Source organism: Pseudomonas sp. R1-7, from assembly GCF_051132105.1.
Taxonomy (GTDB): Bacteria; Pseudomonadota; Gammaproteobacteria; order Pseudomonadales; family Pseudomonadaceae; genus Aquipseudomonas.
Window position 1 is genome coordinate 4,191,092 of record NZ_CP071661.1, and the last position, 15,370, is coordinate 4,206,461.

A 15,370-nucleotide genomic window follows, 5' to 3' on the forward strand; every position below is an offset into this window, starting at 1 on the left:
CCTTTCGGCGTGTATGGCTTGACCCCTCCCCAACGGAAAAACCGGTAAGGACTTATGTGCGGATTAGCTGGTGAGTTACGTTTCGATCAACAACCTGCGGACCTTGCGGCCGTAGAGCGCATCACCCATCACTTGGCCCCTCGTGGCCCCGACGCGTGGGGTTTCCATAGCCAGGGGCCAATTGCCCTTGGCCATCGACGCCTGAAAATCATGGATTTGTCCGACGGCTCGGCGCAGCCGATGATCGACAATCAACTGGGCCTGTCCCTGGCGTTCAACGGCGCCATCTACAACTACCCGGAACTGCGGGCCGAACTCGAAGGTCTGGGCTACGCCTTTCATTCCGGCGGCGACACCGAAGTGCTGCTCAAGGGTTACCACGCCTGGGGCGAAGCGCTGCTGCCCAAGCTCAACGGCATGTTCGCCTTCGCCATCTGGGAACGCGATGCCAAGCGGCTGTTCATCGCCCGCGACCGTCTCGGCGTGAAGCCGCTGTACCTGTCACGCACCGGCCAGCGCCTGCGCTTTGCCTCGGCGTTGCCGGCACTGCTCAAGGGCGGCGACATCAACCCGATGCTCGACCCCGTCGCCCTGAACCACTACCTCAATTTCCATGCGGTCGTCCCGGCGCCTCGCACCCTGCTGGCCGGCATCGAGAAGCTGCCGCCGGCCACCTGGATGCGCGTCGAGGCGGACGGTAGCACCGAGCAGAAAACCTGGTGGACGCTGCCCTACGGTCCTCGACCCGATGAGCAAAACCTCAATCTGCAAGACTGGATCGAACGCGTGCTGGACAGCACCCGCGAAGCGGTCGCCATCCGCCAGCGCGCCGCCGTCGATGTGGGCGTGTTGCTGTCGGGCGGCGTGGATTCGAGCATGCTTGTCGGCTTGCTTCGTGAGGTCGGCGTCGAAGACCTGTCTACCTTCTCCATCGGCTTCCAGGACGCCGGTGGCGAACGCGGTGACGAATTCCAGTATTCGGACTTGATCGCCAAGCACTACGGCACCCGTCACCATCAATTGCGCATCGATGAAAAAGAGATCATCGAACAACTGCCGGCCGCGTTCCGTGCCATGAGCGAACCGATGATCAGCCACGACTGCATCGCCTTCTACCTGCTCTCGCGGGAGGTGGCCAAGCACTGCAAAGTGGTGCAAAGCGGCCAGGGCGCCGACGAACTGTTCGCCGGCTACCACTGGTACCCGCAAGTGGATGGCGCCAGCGACCCGTATGCGGCCTATCGCGCGGCGTTCTTCGACCGCAGCTACGAGGAATACGCCGCCACCGTGCAACCCAAATGGATGACCGCCAACGACGCGGCCGGTGACTTCGTCAAGGCGCATTTCGCCCAGCCGGGCGCCGATGCCGCAGTGGACAAGGCCTTGCGCCTGGACAGCACGGTGATGCTGGTGGACGACCCGGTCAAGCGTGTCGACAACATGACCATGGCCTGGGGCCTGGAAGCACGCACGCCGTTCCTCGACTACCGACTGGTGGAGCTTTCCGCCCGGGTACCGGCGAAATTCAAACTGCCCGATGGCGGCAAGCACGTGCTCAAGGAAGCGGCCCGCCGAGTGATCCCAAGCGAAGTCATCGACCGCAAGAAAGGTTATTTCCCGGTGCCCGGCCTCAAGCATCTTGAAGGCAACACCCTGGCCTGGGTCCGTGAACTGCTGCTGGATCCGAGCCAGGATCGCGGGCTGTTCAATCCGACCATGCTCGATCGCCTGCTGACCGACCCCAACGGCCAACTGACGCCGCTGCGCGGCTCGCGGCTTTGGCAATTGGCGGCGCTGAACCTGTGGCTCAGCGAGCAAGGAATCTGACCGATGAAACCCCATTCCACCCTTCACAACCAACGACTTCTGCGCGGCCAACCGCCGTCTTACGAACGCTTGCAGGCACGCTTGGCCGAAGACGGCAGCGAACTGGGCGCAGACCCCATCGCCGTGCATTGCGGCTGGGGTCGGCTGCTGATTGGCCATACCTTCCCGGACCCGGCGAGCCTGGCCCAGGAACTGCTCAACGAACAACCCGGCGAACGTGACATCGCCCTGTATGTCGCGGCGCCGCAACAGGTGCTGGGGTTGGAACCGGCGCATCTGTTCCTTGATCCGTCGGACACCCTGCGCCTGTGGTTCAGCGACTATCGGCAAGCCACGCGGGTGTTTCGCGGCTTCCGGATTCGCCGCGCCCAGAGCGACAGCGACTGGCAGGCCATCAACCAGCTCTACCAGGCTCGCGGCATGCTGCCCATCGACCCGGAGCGGTTGACCCCGCGCCACCAAGGTGGCCCGGTCTACTGGCTGGCCGAGGACGACGACACCGGCGCGGTGATCGGCAGCGTCATGGGCCTCAATCACCAGAAAGCCTTCAATGATCCGGAAAACGGCAGCAGCCTCTGGTGCCTCGCGGTCGACCCACAGTGTTCGCGCCCCGGCGTTGGCGAAGTGCTGGTGCGCCATCTCATCGAGCATTTCATGAGCCGGGGCTTGAGCTATCTGGACTTGTCGGTGCTGCACGACAACCGACTGGCGAAAAATCTCTACGCCAAGCTCGGTTTCCGCAACCTTTCGACCTTCGCCATCAAGCGCAAGAACGGGATCAACCAGCCGTTGTTCCTAGGGCCTGGCCCCGAGGCGCAGTTCAACCCCTACGCGCGAATCATCGTCGAGGAAGCGCATCGGCGCGGCATCGAAGTCCAGGTGGATGACGCCGAGGCCGGCCTGTTCACCTTGGTCCACGGCAGCCGCCGGATTCGTTGTCGGGAATCTTTGAGCGACTTGACCAGCGCCATCAGCATGACGCTGTGTCAGAACAAAAGCCTGACCCACAAGGTGCTGAAAAACGCTGGCCTGAACCTCCCGGCCCAACAACTGGCGGGCAATGCCGACGACAATCTGGCGTTTCTCGACGAGCACGGACGTATAGTCGTGAAACCGCTGGACGGCGAACAGGGCCAAGGCGTGGCGGTGGACTTGCGCACGATCGAAGAAGTGCAGACCGCTATCGAAGCTGCCCGGCGCTTCGACAGCAGCGTGTTGCTGGAAAGCTTCCACGAGGGACTGGATTTGCGAATCCTCGTGATCGGCTTTGAAGTGGTAGCAGCGGCGATCCGACGCCCGGCCGAGGTGATCGGCGACGGCCAGCACACCATCGGTGCGCTCATCGAAGCCCAGAGCCGACGGCGCCAGGCCGCTACCGGTGGCGAAAGCAAGATCCCGATGGACGCCGAAACCGAGCGCACCTTGAGCGCGGCCGGCTATGACTATGAAAGCGTGCTGCCCAAGGGCGAGCATCTGTTCGTACGGCGCACGGCGAACCTGCACACCGGAGGTGTCCTGGAGGATGTGACTGCCATCCTTCATCCAACATTGACCGATGCCGCGGTCCGGGCGGCACGGGCCTTGGACATTCCCATGGTCGGCCTGGACCTTCTCGTCCCGGCGGCCGATCAACCGGAGTATGTGTTCATCGAAGCCAACGAACGCGCCGGGCTGGCCAATCACGAACCACAACCCACCGCCGAGCGCTTTGTGGATTTGTTGTTCCCCCATAGCCAGGCGGTGGTCTGAGATACCTGTGGCGAGGGAGCTTGCTCCCGCTGGGCCGTGAAGCGGCCCTCCTGATTTGCCCGAAGCATGCGACTGCTTCGCAGCCGAGCGGGAGCAAGCTCCCTCGCCACGGGATTGCTCATTCCAATATTGCGCGAGGAGTTTCCATGATCAGCAAAATCCCCGAACCAAATCTCGAATACTTGCAAAAAGTCTTGCTGGAAATGCTCGCCATTCCCAGCCCGACCGGTTTTACCGACACCATTGTCCGGTACGTCGCCGAACGGCTCGAAGAGCTGGGCATTCCATTCGAAATGACCCGGCGCGGCACGATCCGCGCCACCCTGAAAGGCCGCAAAAACAGCCCCGACCGGGCGGTATCGGCGCATCTGGACACCATCGGCGCCTCGGTACGGGCCATCAAGGACAACGGCCGCTTGACGCTCGCCCCGGTGGGTTGCTGGTCGAGCCGGTTTGCCGAGGGTAGCCGGGTCAGCCTGTTTACCGACACCGGCGTGATTCGTGGCAGCGTCCTGCCGTTGATGGCGTCCGGTCACGCATTCAATACGGCGGTGGATGAAATGCCCATCAGTTGGGACCACATCGAACTGCGCCTGGACGCCTACTGCACGACCCGCGCCGACTGCGAGACCCTGGGCGTCGGCATCGGCGACTACGTGGCCTTCGATCCCTTGCCGGAATTCACCGAAAGCGGCCATATCAGCGCCCGGCACCTGGACGACAAGGCCGGGGTCGCCGCATTGCTGGCGGCGCTGAAGGCCATCGTCGACAGCGGCGAAGAGCTGCTGATCGACTGCCATCCGCTGTTCACCATCACCGAGGAAACCGGCAGCGGCGCGGCAGCCGCGCTGCCCTGGGACGTCAGCGAGTTCGTCGGGATCGACATCGCGCCGGTCGCACCGGGCCAGCATTCCAGCGAACACGCGGTGAGCGTGGCCATGCAGGACTCTGGAGGCCCTTACGACTATCATCTGTCCCGACACTTGTTGAAACTGGCCAAGGAGAACGAGCTTCCCGCACGCCGTGACCTGTTTCGCTATTACTTCAGCGACGCCCATTCGGCGATCACCGCCGGCCACGATATCCGCACCGCCCTGCTCGCCTTCGGCTGCGACGCCACCCATGGCTACGAACGCACCCACATCGACAGCCTGGCGGCTCTCAGCCGCTTGCTCGGCGCCTACATCCTCAGCCCACCGGTGTTCGCCAGCGATGCGCAACCGGCCCAGGGATCACTGGACCGCTTCAGTCACCAGATCGAACACGATGCGCAAATGGAAAGCGACACCCGGGTGCCTTCAGTGGATAGCCTGATTGGGCAGCGTTCGGAGAGCTGATCCGACATGCTCGCTGCCTGGTCGATTGCCATCGCGAGCAAGCTCGCTCCCACCAGAGTCTCCAATGCACTGCGGCCCTTGTGGGAGCGAGCTTGCTCGCGATGGGGCCAGAGCAGACATTAAAAAGCCCGGGCTAGCCGCCACAGCTCATCCGCCGTAGCATCCGCCCACTAGTTAGCGGAGCCCTATCATGCTGATCCCCCATGACCAACTCGAAGTCGACACCCTCACCCGCCTGATCGAAGATTTCGTCACCCGCGACGGGACCGACAACGGTGACGACACGCCTTTGGAAACCCGCGTCCTGCGGGTACGACAGGCCCTGACCAAGGGCCAGGCGATGATAGTCTTCGATCCGGAAAGCGAACAATGCCAGTTGATGCTCAAGCACGATGTGCCCAAGCATCTATTCGATTGAGCACGCCTTGCGTGCCGCCTGGGCCTTTTTCCTCTGGATCTTGTCGTAGATTTCGGAACGATGCACATCGACGTGTCGTGGCGCTTCCACGCCGAAACGCACGGTGCTGCCGCTGACCGACAGCACGCGGACGGTAATGTCATCACCAATGGATATCAACTCACCTACAGCGCGGCTTAGTACGAGCATGGTTCTTGTCCTTAAGAATATCTGGACCTCGACCATGCCCGGCCAATTTTCCGGGCACAAGACCACGGCGCTAATTCAGTAATCCCCTACACCCAGGGATCCCGGTAGCTGAAGGAAATGTCCTGCAAAAAACCGTTTATTGCCCAAAATCACGGTCCGGAAAGTCGTGGGCCAAACAGAATCACCCCCGCCCCCAACACACAGAGCGCCACGCCGATCCAGTCGGAGGCAAGCGGCCGCGCGCGCTCGATGAGAGCCAGCCAGCCGATGGAAGCAACGATATAAATCCCCCCATAGGCGGCATAGGCGCGACCAGCGTAGGTGGCTTCGATGCGGGTCAACAAAAGGGCGAACAGCGTGAGGCTAAGCAACGCCGGTGCAATCCACCAGACGCTCTTGCCTTGGCGCAACCACATCCAGAAGGCATAGCAACCGGCGATCTCGAAGAGCGCGGCGAGAAAAAACCACAGATAGTTGAGCATTAAGCGGTCCATCAGGAAGGCACGAAGGCACCATCCTGATAGATGCCGGGAAGGCAGGTCAACTCAGGGTCTGTCGAGCCTTGGCGCGCATTTTGTCAGCCATGGAGGTCATTTCATCGTAGAGCAGCTGTGGATTCTTCTGCTTCATGGCCCAGGCCGCACGCCCCTGTTCGTGGGGCAGGATCATGAACTGACCCTGCGCAACGTGCTGGTAGATGTAATCGGCAATGTCGGCGGCGGTGATCGGTGAACTTTCCAGCAATTTACCGACTTGGGCTTTCATGGCCGGCGTCGGCCCACGGAACGAATCCAGCAAATTGGTCTGGAAAAATGATGGGCAGACCACGTGCACCCCGATTTCCTGCTGCGCCAGTTCGATCAACAGGCTTTCCGACAACGCCACCACACCGGCCTTGGCCACGTTGTAGTTGCTCATGGCAGGGCCTTGCATCAAGGCTGCCATGGAGGCGATGTTGATGATTTTTCCGCGACTTTTCTCCAACAGCGGCAGGAACGCCTTGCAGCCCTTGACCACGCCCATCAAGTTGATCGCTATCTGCCAGTCCCAATCTTCAAGCGACAGTTCGCTGAAGAATCCACCGGAAGCCACTCCGGCGTTATTGACGATGACGTCAATGCCGCCGAACTTTTCCTCGCAGGCCTGGGCAAACGCGGTGAGCTGGCTGTAGTCGCGCACATCGCAACGTTGGACAAAGCCGTCGCCGCCCGCTTCGCGAACCAGCCGGAGGGTTTCCAGAAGGCCTGGCTCACTGACATCGGATAAGGCCAGGCGCCATCCTTCGCGGGCCCAGCGCAGGGCGATTTCGCGTCCCAGGCCAGAGCCGGCGCCGGTGATCATCATGCGATTTTGCATAGGGAAACAGCCTTGTTGTTCCGGGAGAGATAGGCCGAGTGTAGCGAAGGACCGGGCCCGACCCACGTTCCATCAGAGTGCTGAATGGCGGGGGCAAACCGCAGGCGGGTTTGTGTCGCTTGTGCATAAGTGACGGGGCTCTGAGCGACGCTTTAAGGCACTAACAAAAAACTTTGAATTTTTTACAGGACGTTACGGTCGGAATTGATAAGCCGCCCGGATTTAACGCATGCGCGCTGGCAGTTGAAAGTTACATCACTGACGAACTGACCAATAAGGAAATCAACAATGGGCACTATTCTTATCATCATCCTGATCCTCCTGCTGATCGGTGGCCTGCCGGTCTTCCCGCACTCCAGAAGTTGGGGTTACGGACCGTCCGGTATCATCGGCGTAGTCTTGGTGGTGCTGTTGATCTTGCTGTTACTCGGCAAGATATAAAGACCCAGTGCAAAAAAAAGAGGCCCTTCAAGGCCTCTTTTTTATTGTCCGCTGTTCTCAGTCCGGCTTGCCGTCAATAACCCCGGCCGTGTTGTCCAACAGGCTCTTGGTCGCCGTTTGCAGGAATGATTCAAGCTTGAGCTTCATCTCAGCGGTCTCTGGCGCATCCGGGATGACCTCTGCATGCGGATTGGCGCCCAATTGATAGCGGAACAGTTTCGGTGCCATCGCCTTTTCCTCCGGCAAAACCAAAATCTTGTCGTCGTGGATCAGGGCGGTGGTCTGGTCGCTGCCCGACGGCTTGATGACGCCAAAGCCGGTGTCGCCTGGCGGCAGGTTCAATAAGTCGCGGCCCCAGCACTGGTTGCGCACTTCCCCGCCGAGCCGGCCCATGATGGTGGGGACGATATCGACCTGGGTGCCTACGGTGTGATTGAGCTGGCCGAACTTCTCCTGGACGCCCGGCCCGATCAGCAGCATCGGCACGTTGAAGCGGCCCAGGTCCATTTCGGTGATCTGGCGTTCATTGCCGAAGCCATGGTCGCCGACCACGACGAACAGGGTTTCCTTGAAATAAGGCTCCTTGCGCGCCTTCTCGAAGAACTGGCCCAGCGCCCAATCGGAGTAACGCATGGCGGTGAGGTGTTCGTTCAGGCGGCCACGGTCAGTGACCGGTTCGACCGGCAACGGCGTCGGCAGTGCGTACGGCGTATGGTTGGACAGCGTTTGCAGCAACGCATAGAACGGCTTGCCGTTTTCCCGGGCCTTGAGCTCGATCAGGCCACGGTCGAACATGTCCTGGTCGGACACACCCCAGGTCGGGTCCGAGAACACCGGATTGACGAAATCGTTACGCCCGATGAACGTGGTCATGCCCTGGCTGCTGAAGAAACCGGACTGGTTATCCCAGGCAAAATCGCCGTTATAGACATACACATCGTCGTATTGGCGGGCGCTGAGCAACTGTGGCAGACCCGACAGTTTGTGGCTGCCTTCCGGCGTCTGCATCAGGTATTCAAAGCCTGGCAGGTTCGGGAAACAGGCCATGGTGGCGAACATGCCTTGATGGGTGTGGGTGCCGTTGGAGAAGAAACGGTCGAACAACAAGCCTTCCTTGGACAGTTTGTCCAGATAAGGCGTGATGTTGCCCGGCGCGCCCAGTGCGCCGACGGAGTGACCGGCCATGCTCTCCATGAGGATCACGACGACGTTCTTGATCGGCAGTGTCTTGTCGGCCGGCGGCGTGTAGTCGCGGCGCACAGCGGCCGTCTCGGTGTCGACGAGCTTATCGTCCGGCAGCACCAGCATGTCCCGCACGGTCTGCTGGGCCAACGGCTGCTCCAGGGTAGCTTTCCAGATATTGTCCCGGTCTTCGGACATCCGGCTCTTGGCCGCCGCCACCAGGGACAACGTTCCGTTGAGGCCCAACTGGTTGGCGAAATTCGAATCGGTGGTATAGACGTCGCCCCAACGCAGTGGAGGGCCTTGGCGCAGGGTGCCGCGAGCAGCGGCCACGGCCACCACCAGGCAAACCATGAATACCGCGACACGGCCGTACCATGGCGCGATCTGCCGGGTGCCAATGCTGCCACCGCTGAAAGGACCGCGCGGACGCGTGGCACGATCGGCGCCCTTGAACGCCAAGCTCAGGATGATAGTGCCGCCGACCCAGGCCAGCAGATAGCGCACCACGGGAAACCCGTACCAGAGCATGCTCATCACGGTTTTCGGGTCTTCCTTCACGTACTGGAAGACGAGGCCATTGAGGCGCTGGTGGAACTCGCGATAGAAGTCCATCTCCATCAAGCCCAGGAACAGGGCGATGCTGGAGGTGACGGTCAGCCAGGAACGAAAGAATCCGCGTGCGGCCATGGCCCGCGCGTTGAACAACGCCAGCAGCAGCGGAATGCACAGATAAACGACCAGGCGCAGGTCCAAGCGCAAGCCGTTGGCGAAGGCTTCGACGAAGGTGGAGGCCGGCGTATCGAGGATCATCTCGCGGTTGTAGACCAACAACGCTACGCGCAGCAGGCTTAGCATGACCATCATCACCAAGGCACAGAGCAACGTATAGGCGAGGTGCGATTTGACGGTCGGTTGCAGCAGGCGATGTGTGGTGCGCTGCTGGCTCAGGGCGTCCTGGATTGCCATGTGGTTTAGGGACCTATTGGAATTGGAGGAACAAAGATCAACGGCGCGCCCTCTTCAGGCCAATGTGGCGCCGGGGCTTTCGCAAAAGCGCGAATCCTGCACGAACGGCCATGGCGTTGCCATTAAATAGCCGCCGCACTAGAAGCGCGTGGGATTGTCCGCAAGGTCTGGTGAAAATTTCGTTCAAAGAATGTTTGGCAACAAAAAAGCGCCCGCTCATTCGAGCCGAGCGCCTCTGTGGCAATGCCGAATTTTCAGTCGTTGCTCGGCTTGTTGATCGCCTGCAACACATATTGCGGCATGGCGAACGCACCGATATGGATCTCGGGGTTGTAGTAACGCGTCACGATACCGCTGCTGATGAAGCGCTCGCGCAGGGTTTCACGGGAAAGCTTGCGGTAAGAGGCATCCGTCGCCCCCCAGGCAAAGGTCATGGCGCCGCCGATGTAGGTCGGCACGGCGGCCTGGTAGAAATGCCAGTCGGCGAACAGGCCATGCAAGCGCCCGGCGGTGGTCTGGACTTCGCCCAGTTGCATGAACGGCGTACCGTTCTGGGTCACCAGGATCCCACCTTCGTTCAGGCAGCGGTGGCAAGCCTGGTAGAAGTTTTCCGAGAAAAGTACTTCGCCCGGCCCGATCGGGTCGGTGGAATCGGAGATGATGACGTCGAATTTTTCCTGGGTCGTGGCAACGAAACGCATGCCATCGTCGATCACCAGGTTCAAGCGCGGATCGTCATAGGCGCCCTTGGAGTGGTTGGGCAAGAACTCCTTGCACATGTCCACCACCGTGCCGTCGATCTCCACCATGGTGATGTGCTCGATGCCCGCGTGCTTGGTCACTTCGCGCAGCATGCCGCCGTCGCCCCCGCCGATGATCAGCACGCGCTTGACCGCACCATGGGCCAGGATCGGCACATGGGTCAACATCTCGTGGTAGATGTATTCGTCGGCTTCGGTGGTCTGGATCACACCGTCCAAGGCCATGACACGACCCATCCGCGGGTTTTCGAAGATCACCAGGTGCTGGTGCTCGGTGCGCACTTCGTGCAGCAGCTTGTCCATGCGAAAACGTTGGCCGTAGCCTTCGTAGAGGGTTTCCAGGTAATCGCCGGTCGGGGTGGTCGTCATGGTCAGGTGCTCCGATAAATACGCGGTTGGCCAGTGAGGCTCGCAAAGGCGCGCATTCTACGACGCTGGGGATGACAGGTCGAACCTTCAACACACTGGCAATGCAACACGGCCCTGGTGGCGAGGACGCAAGCTCCCTCGCCACGGTTGTTTCGAGTCGTTAGTTGAATTGGCGTCCGAGACCAGCCGGCACGCCTTCGATGGTGGTGTCTTCCCACGGCCCGTTCGGGCTCACGGAGCGACTCCAGCCGTTGTTCCAACGATAATACGTACGCTGGCGATAAAACGTATTGGGCTGCTTATCGAGCACATAGACCCCGAGCTTGGCATCCCAGTGGCTGTTGCCACCCGGTGGCGGGGCAAAACTGGCGGAGGTGCGCGGCAGCGGCTTGGCCGGTTTGTTCGGTGTCACTGGTTTGCCGGGGGCGGTCGACGGAGCCGGTTTGTTGGTCGGCGTCGAGGGCTGTATGGGTGGCAGCGGCGCCGAAGGCTCGGGCGGGCGCTGGACCGCACAAGCGCTCAGGCCCAGGACGAGCGTGAGCAGGGTGAGACGAGCGATGGCGGTCATGGTGCGAGTTCCTGTCATTGGTCCGGACTGTCGATGGTCAATTGCTGCAGCGCGGTGGTGCTGCTCGCCAAGGGTTGGCTGCGACCGATCCACTCGCCGGCGGTCGGTTGACCGGCTCGGGATATGCGCGCCACCAGTTGGACTTCGGGGAAGTTCGACAGTTTCAGTTGCGGCATCATTGCGTCGGCGTCCCCCAGCTCGACGCTGGCCGGCAGGTCGGCGACCGTCAGGCGCTTGGCCGCCAGCGGTGCCGGCGGACCGGAAACGGCGCGGGCGAAAATGAACACGCTGTCACCCGGCTGCACCTTGGCTTTAAGGGCCGGAGCCAGGTCGACGCGAACCTTGAGCAAGGCCGCGGCCTTGGCCGGCGGCGCCTGGACGACCTTGCCACCACCGGCCTGGAGTTTCTCGGTGGCACGGGTAATCCCGCCCTGCAACGCTTCACGGGATCGATCGCCTTCGGGCAACTGCGCCAGCAAGCGTCCCCAATAATCGATCGCCTCCTGATAACGCTCGCCTTCAAACGCGGCGATGCCCAGCAGGCCAAGGCTGGTCACTTCCTTGGGATCGAGCTTCAGCGCTTCGTCGGTCAAGGCCTGGACCTTATCCGACCATTTCTTGCCATCGGCAAAGTACTGCGCCTGGGCCCATTGGCCCAACAGCTCCGGCTGGCGCCCCGCGACCGCCACGGTGCGCTCGAAAATCTTCGCCGCGTCCGCCGGTCGATCCTGGGCCATGTAGGTCCGGCCGAGGAAATACAAACCCTCAGCGGAATCCGGTTGAGCGGCCACAGCGCGCTCCAGGCGCAAGGTCATCTCTTCCATGGACTGCGGCGCCTGGGCGAATTCGCGAGTCAGCTCGACTTTATCGCTGGCGCCGAAATGCAGGTACAGCGCCAGGCCCAACACCGGCACCAGCACGGCGGCGAGCAAGGGCAAAGGCTTGCCCAGCCGGGACTCACGCGGCGCGTCGGCGCCCTCGGTATCGGCCAACAGCTCACGGGCGGCTTCGGCGCGACCGGTGTCCAGTTGGGCCGCGTTGAGCACGCCCTCCTCCCGCTCGGCCTGCAGTTCGGCAACGCGTTCCTGATACAGCGCCACGTTCAGCGCAGTGCGGTCTTCTTCCAACTGGGCGCGGCGGCCACGCAACACGGGAATCAACAGGAAACTCAGGGCAATAAGGAGAAGCAGACCTGCGGCGAGCCAGAAATCAATCATGCTTGGTTTTATCCAACAGTTGGTCGAGGCGCTGGCGCTCTTCGACAGAAAGCGTATCCGGGGCGGCGCTGCGCTGGACCCGGCGGCGACGCACGATCACCGCAATAACGACGAAACCACCGAGCAACAGCCCGGCGGGACCGAACCAGAGCAGCGCAGTCTTGGACGTCAGGGCTGGGTTGTATCGAACGAACTCACCGTAGCGATCCACCATGAAATCGATGATCTGCTGGTTGTCCTTGCCCTCGCCGAGCATGCGGAAGATTTCCTTGCGCAGGTCGGCGGCAATGGGCGCGTTGGAATCGGCGATGTCCTGGTTCTGGCACTTGGGGCAGCGCAGCTCCTTGGTCAGTTCGCGAAACCGCTCGCGCTCGGCGTCGTTGGCGAATTCATAGGTATCGATGGCGGCATGGGCCACGCCCGCCAGGGTCAAGCCGAGGACGGCAGCGGCTAACCAGCGCCTCATGGCTTGGCCTCGTCCACCAGCGCCTGGTACTTGGCCGCCAGTTTCTCGCGCCAGACCTGTTCATCGATCACACCGACGAACTTGTCGCGGATGATGCCCTTGGCGTCGATGAAAAAGGTTTCAGGCGCACCGTAGACGCCGAGGTTGAGGCCGAGGGTGCCTTCTTCGTCGCGAATATCCAGTTGGTACGGGTTGTGAAACTCAGCCAGCCACTTCAAGGCGTCGGCATTGACGTCCTTGTAGTTGACGCCGTAGATCACCACGCCGTTCTGGGCCAGCTTGTTCAACACCGGATGCTCGACCCGGCAAGAGATGCACCAGGTGCCCCACACGTTGACCAGCGCAGGCTTGCCCAGCAGGTCGGCGCGGGTCAGGGTCTTGTCACCTTGCACCGACGGCAGGGAAAACTCCGGGAACGGCTTGCCGATCATTGCCGAGGGCAGTTCCGAGGGGTTCAGGAATAGCCCCCGATAGAGGAAAACCGCAACGATCAGGAACAGCGCCAGCGGCAATACCATCAACCAACGTTTCATGCAGGGGCTCCTGTCACACCCAGGGCTTCACGCACCCGGGTCTTCACTTTGACGCGATAACGCCGATCCAGGGCCGCCAGTACGCCGCCCAGGCCGGTCAGCAAGCCACCGAACCAGATCCAGCGCACGAACGGCTTGACGTGGACACGCACCGCCCAGGCGCCATCGCCCAGGGATTCGCCGAGCGCTACATAGAGATCGCGGGTGAAACCGGCATCGATCCCGGCTTCGGTCATGACCGAGTTCTGCACGGTGTAGAGGCGTTTTTCCGGGTGCAGCACGGTAATTTCCTTGCCGTTGCGAAGGACCCGCACGGTGCCCTTGTCGGACGTGAAGTTCGGGCCCTCGAAGTGCTTGGCACCCTCGAAGACGAACTGGTAGCCGCCCAGGTCCATCGACTCACCCGGCGACAAGCGCAGGTCACGCTCGGCGCTGTTCTGGCTGGATAGGACGACGCCCAAGGCACAGACAGCGATACCCAGGTGAGCCAGCTGCATGCCCCAATAGCTGCGCGTCAGTGTCGGCAAGCCTTTGATCAAACCCTTATGACGCGTCTTGTCGAAGATGTCCCGGACACCGGCCAGCAACACCCAGGCCGCCAGTACGAAGGTGGCCAGTACCGCCCAGTTGAAATCGCCATAGGCGATACCGGCGACGACGGCCAAGGCCGCCGTGCCCAACAGCACCGGCGTCAGCATGCCCAGCAGCCATTTGACCGGGGTGTCTTTCCAGCGCACCAGCACACCGACCGCCATCACCACCATCAGGATCGCCATCAGCGGAATGAACAGCGCGTTGAAATACGGCGGGCCGACCGACAGCTTGGCGCCGGACAACGCGTCGAGCACCAGCGGGTACAACGTGCCAAGCAGGATCATCGACGCGGCAACTACCAGTACCAGGTTGTTGCCCAGCAGCAGGGTTTCCCGTGACCACAGGTTGAAGCCGACCTGGCTCTTGACCACTGGCGCACGCAGGGCGAACAGCGTCAGCGAACCACCGACCACGAACATCAGGAACATCAGGATGAACACGCCACGCTCGGGGTCCGAGGCGAAGGCATGCACCGAGGTCAGCACGCCGGAACGCACCAGGAATGTCCCCAGCAGGCTCAAGGAGAATGCCGCGATAGCCAGCAACACGGTCCAGCTCTTGAACACACCGCGTTTTTCCGTGACGGCCAGCGAGTGGATCAGCGCCGTGCCGACGAGCCATGGCATGAAGGAGGCGTTTTCCACTGGGTCCCAGAACCACCAGCCGCCCCAGCCGAGTTCGTAATAGGCCCACCACGAGCCCAGGGTGATGCCGATGCCCAGGAACGCCCAGGCAACGATGGTCCATGGACGCGACCAGCGTGCCCACGCGGCATCGAGGCGCCCACCGAGCAACGCGGCGATGGCGAACGCGAAGGCCACGGAAAAGCCGACGTAGCCCATGTAGAGCATCGGTGGATGGACGATCAGGCCGATGTCCTGGAGCAACGGATTCAAGTCGCGCCCGTCGGTCGGTACTTGGGGCAGGATGCGCTCGAAAGGATTGGACGTGACGATCAGGAACAGCAGGAAACCGGTGCTGATCATGCCCATCACCGCCAGCACGCGGGCGAGCATCACCTGTGGCAACTGCCGGGAAAACACCGACACCGCAAAAGTCCAGCCGGCGAGGATCAAGGCCCAGAGCAGCAACGAACCTTCGTGGGCGCCCCATACCGCGCTGAACTTGTAGTACCACGGCAAGGCGCTGTTGGAGTTGCTGGCGACATATTCAACGGAAAAGTCGTCGGCCATGAACGCATAGGTCAAGCAGCCGAAGGCAAACAGCATGAACGCGAACTGTCCCCAGGCCGCTGGCTGGGCAAGGCTCATCCACAAACGATCGCCCCGCCAGGCTCCGAGCAATGGGACCACGGCCTGCACGAGGGAAAAACACAGGGCCAGGATCATCGCCAGATGGCCCAACTCGGGAATGAAGATACCGGTGGTCATCGA

15 protein-coding genes are annotated in these 15,370 nt (G+C 61.7%); 5 read left to right on the forward strand and 10 right to left on the reverse strand.

The genetic code is table 11. The features are described 5' to 3' along the window. Positions 1 to 54 precede the first annotated feature (54 nt). The 4 genes from J3P79_RS18615 (at position 55) to J3P79_RS18630 (ending at position 5,331) form a co-directional block, all read left to right on the forward strand. A complete protein-coding gene (locus J3P79_RS18615) occupies positions 55 to 1,827 on the forward strand; it encodes an N-acetylglutaminylglutamine amidotransferase (RefSeq protein ID WP_434604920.1) in 1,773 nt (590 codons plus the stop codon). Positions 1,828 to 1,830: 3 nt separating this feature from the next. Further along, the gene (ngg, locus tag J3P79_RS18620; protein WP_434604922.1) at positions 1,831 to 3,576 is read left to right on the forward strand and encodes an N-acetylglutaminylglutamine synthetase; all 1,746 of its coding nucleotides are present in this window, start codon (positions 1,831 to 1,833) and stop codon (positions 3,574 to 3,576) included. 146 nt (positions 3,577 to 3,722) lie between these two features. Continuing rightward, positions 3,723 to 4,913, forward strand: coding sequence for an osmoprotectant NAGGN system M42 family peptidase (locus J3P79_RS18625; protein ID WP_434604924.1), 1,191 nt, complete (start codon positions 3,723 to 3,725; stop codon positions 4,911 to 4,913). 190 nt (positions 4,914 to 5,103) lie between these two features. Further along, positions 5,104 to 5,331: a YheU family protein gene (locus tag J3P79_RS18630; RefSeq protein ID WP_024778700.1), complete on the forward strand. Its 228-nt coding sequence runs from the start codon at positions 5,104 to 5,106 to the stop codon at positions 5,329 to 5,331. Here the strand turns inward: J3P79_RS18630 and csrA are convergent. The 3 genes from csrA to J3P79_RS18645 all read right to left on the reverse strand — a co-directional run bounded on the left by csrA (position 5,320) and on the right by J3P79_RS18645 (position 6,876). Continuing rightward, complete coding sequence (csrA, locus tag J3P79_RS18635; protein ID WP_045155403.1) at positions 5,320 to 5,520, reverse strand: carbon storage regulator CsrA; 201 nt, start codon at positions 5,518 to 5,520, stop codon at positions 5,320 to 5,322. The two genes, J3P79_RS18630 and csrA, sit on opposite strands and share 12 nt — an antisense overlap. A gap of 149 nt (positions 5,521 to 5,669) precedes the next feature. Beyond that, positions 5,670 to 6,002 (reverse strand): YnfA family protein, encoded by a 333-nt coding sequence (locus J3P79_RS18640; protein ID WP_434604927.1) that lies wholly within the window; start codon positions 6,000 to 6,002, stop codon positions 5,670 to 5,672. Positions 6,003 to 6,060: 58 nt separating this feature from the next. Next, positions 6,061 to 6,876 (reverse strand): SDR family oxidoreductase, encoded by an 816-nt coding sequence (locus J3P79_RS18645; RefSeq protein WP_434604929.1) that lies wholly within the window; start codon positions 6,874 to 6,876, stop codon positions 6,061 to 6,063. A gap of 288 nt (positions 6,877 to 7,164) precedes the next feature. Here J3P79_RS18645 and J3P79_RS18650 point away from each other — a divergent pair, with 288 nt between their 5' ends. After that, entirely contained in the window at positions 7,165 to 7,317 is a 153-nt protein-coding gene (locus J3P79_RS18650; protein ID WP_018606531.1) for a DUF3309 family protein, read from the forward strand. A 57-nt stretch (positions 7,318 to 7,374) separates the two neighbouring features. Here J3P79_RS18650 and J3P79_RS18655 read toward each other — a convergent pair whose 3' ends face one another. The 7 genes from J3P79_RS18655 to J3P79_RS18685 all read right to left on the reverse strand — a co-directional run bounded on the left by J3P79_RS18655 (position 7,375) and on the right by J3P79_RS18685 (position 15,367). Beyond that, entirely contained in the window at positions 7,375 to 9,468 is a 2,094-nt protein-coding gene (locus J3P79_RS18655) for an LTA synthase family protein (RefSeq protein ID WP_434604931.1), read from the reverse strand. Between the two features lie 254 nt (positions 9,469 to 9,722). Further along, the gene (gene speE, locus J3P79_RS18660; protein ID WP_434604933.1) at positions 9,723 to 10,598 is read right to left on the reverse strand and encodes a polyamine aminopropyltransferase; all 876 of its coding nucleotides are present in this window, start codon (positions 10,596 to 10,598) and stop codon (positions 9,723 to 9,725) included. Positions 10,599 to 10,758: 160 nt separating this feature from the next. Further along, positions 10,759 to 11,166, reverse strand: a complete 408-nt coding sequence (locus tag J3P79_RS18665) for a hypothetical protein (RefSeq protein WP_434604935.1) — start codon at positions 11,164 to 11,166, stop codon at positions 10,759 to 10,761. A gap of 14 nt (positions 11,167 to 11,180) precedes the next feature. Beyond that, positions 11,181 to 12,383 (reverse strand): c-type cytochrome biogenesis protein CcmI, encoded by a 1,203-nt coding sequence (gene ccmI, locus J3P79_RS18670; protein WP_434604937.1) that lies wholly within the window; start codon positions 12,381 to 12,383, stop codon positions 11,181 to 11,183. Beyond that, positions 12,376 to 12,849 (reverse strand): cytochrome c-type biogenesis protein, encoded by a 474-nt coding sequence (locus J3P79_RS18675; protein WP_434604939.1) that lies wholly within the window; start codon positions 12,847 to 12,849, stop codon positions 12,376 to 12,378. The genes ccmI and J3P79_RS18675 overlap by 8 nt, the downstream gene beginning before the upstream one ends. After that, complete coding sequence (locus J3P79_RS18680; RefSeq protein WP_434604941.1) at positions 12,846 to 13,382, reverse strand: DsbE family thiol:disulfide interchange protein; 537 nt, start codon at positions 13,380 to 13,382, stop codon at positions 12,846 to 12,848. The genes J3P79_RS18675 and J3P79_RS18680 overlap by 4 nt, the downstream gene beginning before the upstream one ends. Beyond that, a complete protein-coding gene (locus J3P79_RS18685; protein WP_434604943.1) occupies positions 13,379 to 15,367 on the reverse strand; it encodes a heme lyase CcmF/NrfE family subunit in 1,989 nt (662 codons plus the stop codon). Before J3P79_RS18685 ends, J3P79_RS18680 begins: the two co-directional genes overlap by 4 nt. Positions 15,368 to 15,370 lie beyond the last annotated feature (3 nt).